At 73.0% G+C, this 2,699-nt stretch carries 3 protein-coding genes; all 3 read left to right on the forward strand.

From position 1 onward, the window contains the following. Positions 1 to 373 precede the first annotated feature (373 nt). Positions 374 to 1,108 carry an FG-GAP repeat domain-containing protein gene (locus AB8Z36_RS37730; RefSeq protein ID WP_369217890.1) on the forward strand — a complete coding sequence of 245 codons (735 nt, stop codon included), beginning with the start codon at positions 374 to 376 and terminating at the stop codon, positions 1,106 to 1,108. 133 nt (positions 1,109 to 1,241) lie between these two features. Next, a complete protein-coding gene (locus AB8Z36_RS37735; RefSeq protein WP_440582112.1) occupies positions 1,242 to 1,904 on the forward strand; it encodes a response regulator transcription factor in 663 nt (220 codons plus the stop codon). Positions 1,905 to 2,066: 162 nt separating this feature from the next. After that, a partial coding sequence (locus AB8Z36_RS37740; protein ID WP_369217891.1) for a DUF4255 domain-containing protein occupies positions 2,067 to 2,699 on the forward strand: 633 nt, incomplete at its 3' end.

The following is a 2,699-nucleotide window of genomic DNA, read 5'->3' on the forward strand; positions in this document are numbered from 1 at the left end:
CTGGCGGGCTGGCGGGCTGGCGGGCGAGAAGAGCGGAACGGGCAGCGGCGCGGGCAGTGCCGCTGCCCCCGACGTCCCATCCGCCCATTCCAGGCACCTCGCGTTCCCCCTGGTCAGGGGCGCTTTCGGCGTTCCAGCGTCCCCAACTGCCCGGTGGCGGTGGCTTTTGGAGGCGGTCACCCCACAAGCTCGGAACGTGCTCGACGGAAGGCGGGACGGCATCCCTTCCGATGCCTCCGGTCCCTTCCGATGCCTTCCGAGGAGTTCCCCCGCCGCGCATCGGCCTCGCGCCGACGTCACCCCCGCGCGCGGCGGCGGAGATCAGCTCCGGTCCCGGGCACGGTGAAACAGCAACGACACGAGGAGTACGTACATGCTTCGCAAGCGCTTACGTCTGGTCGCCGCGCCGATCGCGGCCGTCGCCCTGAGCCTGACGGCCGCCGGTGTGGTCCAGGCCTCCGCCCCGAGTGACGCGGGACGGTCCGGCAAGGCGGCCCGCGCCGCGGCTCCGTGCCTGGCCGGTGCCACCACGCTCATAGGCGACCTCGACGGTGACGGCCGCCCCGACAAGATCGTCAACCCGGGGCACACCGGCCTCAGGATGACGGTCCAATGGGGCACCGCCAGTGGCTCCTTCGGCGCCAAGCAGAGCGTCAGGAAGCTCCTCGGCGCCAAGCAGAACGAGGTCGCCACCGCCGCGGTCGCCGACTTCCAGAAGGACGGCAAGCTGGACATGGTCGTCAACGTCGTCGAACCGGCCGGCGGTGACGACCCCAACACGGCCCGCATCGCCCAGTACCGCCCCGGTCCGCTCAAGCGCACCAACCTGTCCTCCGCCACCGCCCGGCACCTGGACATCGGCGACCACGGCGAGGCCAAGGAGCTGCGGATCGCCAACTACGGCGACGACGCCTACCCGGACCTGGCGATCCTCAACAACGCCGGTGACGGCTCCTGGGAGCGGGACGTGCGGCTGACCAAGGCGGCCAGCGGACCGGGCAAGTACAGCTACGAACTCCAGACGAAGTACGGCGAGTTCGGCACCCCGGCCGAGCCGCCGGCCATGCCCACCAACGGCTGGAAGCACTTCTACCAGGCCTGCTCCTGACCCGGGGGGTCTGACCTCGCCGAGGTCACGGAGGCGGGGCCGGGGCGCGAGCCGTTCCGCCCCGGCCCCGCCGCACCCGCGAGGCGCACAGCACCGCAGCCGCAGAATCGAGGAAGTCCGCGTGCCCAGCCCGATCACGGCCGTCCAGGCCGCCGCACCGACCGCACCGACCTTGCCGAAGAACGACCGCGTACGGGTCGCCGTCACCGCCCCCGACCCGATCACCCGCGAGGGCGTGCTCAGCCAGTTGCGCCGCCACCCCGAGGTGGAGCTGACCGGGGACTCCCGCCCCGCCGCCGTCGCGCTGCTGATCGAGGACGCCCTCGACGAGGCCGCGCTCGCCCGGCTCAGACGGGCCGTGCGCGGCGAGGGCACGCGCGCCGTGCTCGTGGCGGGCACGGTGCGCGAACACGAGCTCATGGATGTCATCGAGTGCGGTGTCGGCGCCATCGTCTGGCGCCGTGAGGCGACGGCCCAGCGCCTGGTGCAGGCGGTCCTCGCCACCGCCAGGGGCGGCGGCGATCTGCCCGCCGATCTGCTCGGGCAGCTCATCGGGCAGGTGGGGCGCCTGCAAAGGGGCGGCGCCGAACTGCCGGGGACCTTCCTCAGTCTCACCAAGCGCGAGGTGGACGTGGTGCGCCTGGTGGCCGAGGGCTTCGACACCTCGGAGATCGCCATGAAGCTGTCGTACTCCGAACGCACCGTCAAGAACGTGATGCACGGTCTCACCACCCGCCTGCACCTGCGCAACCGCGCCCACGTGGTCGCCTACGCCCTGCGTGAGGGCTACATCTGACCGTTCGGCCGGGGGCGTGGCCCGTTGGGGCAGCCACGGCTGCCCCGCCGTCATCCCCGCCGTGCCTGTCCACCCGGGTCCCGCCGGGACCACGATCGGTGGCGGGGCCACGACCGGCCACCGGGCAGTGAGCGGCGAACGGGAGCGCGGGAGTGATCCACGGTGATCCATGAGGTGGACGAGGTCGTCAAGGGGCTCATCGGCGGCGGGGCGCTCACCGGGTCCGGCATCGACGTCTCCTTCGAGGTGCCCACGCGCGACTGGGCGGCCCGGCGCAACGCCCCGGTGGTCAACGCCTATCTGTACGACATCCGTGAGGACGTCTCGCTGCGGCAGCGCGGCCACACGGGGCTGCGGGACGCCCGGGACATCGTCGTACGCCGCCGCCGTCCCCCGCGCTGGTTCCGGCTCTCCTATCTGGTGACGGCCTGGACCAAGACACCGCAGGACGAGCACCGGCTCCTGTCGGCGGTGCTCGCGACCCTGCTGCCGCACGAGCTGCTGTCGGCCGGCGAACTCCCGGGCGCGCTCGGGCGCCTCGGCCTCTCGGTGCCGGTGACGGTGGCGGGCAGCCGGTCGGAGGCACGCTCCCTCGCCGACATCTGGTCCGCGCTCGGCGGCGAGCTGAAGCCGTCCCTGGACGTCGCGGTGACCGTGCCGTTCCCGTCCTATCCCGATTACGACGCGGGGCCACCGGTCACCGAGGGCGCCGCCGTCCGCGTACGCCACATCGACGGCGGGCCGCCGCGTTCCGCAGAGCGCGGCCACCGGCCACACCACGTGGCGGCGCGGGCG

Origin of the sequence: Streptomyces flavofungini (assembly GCF_041028215.1) — a bacterium.
GTDB classification, from domain to species: Bacteria; Actinomycetota; Actinomycetes; order Streptomycetales; family Streptomycetaceae; genus Streptomyces; species Streptomyces flavofungini_B.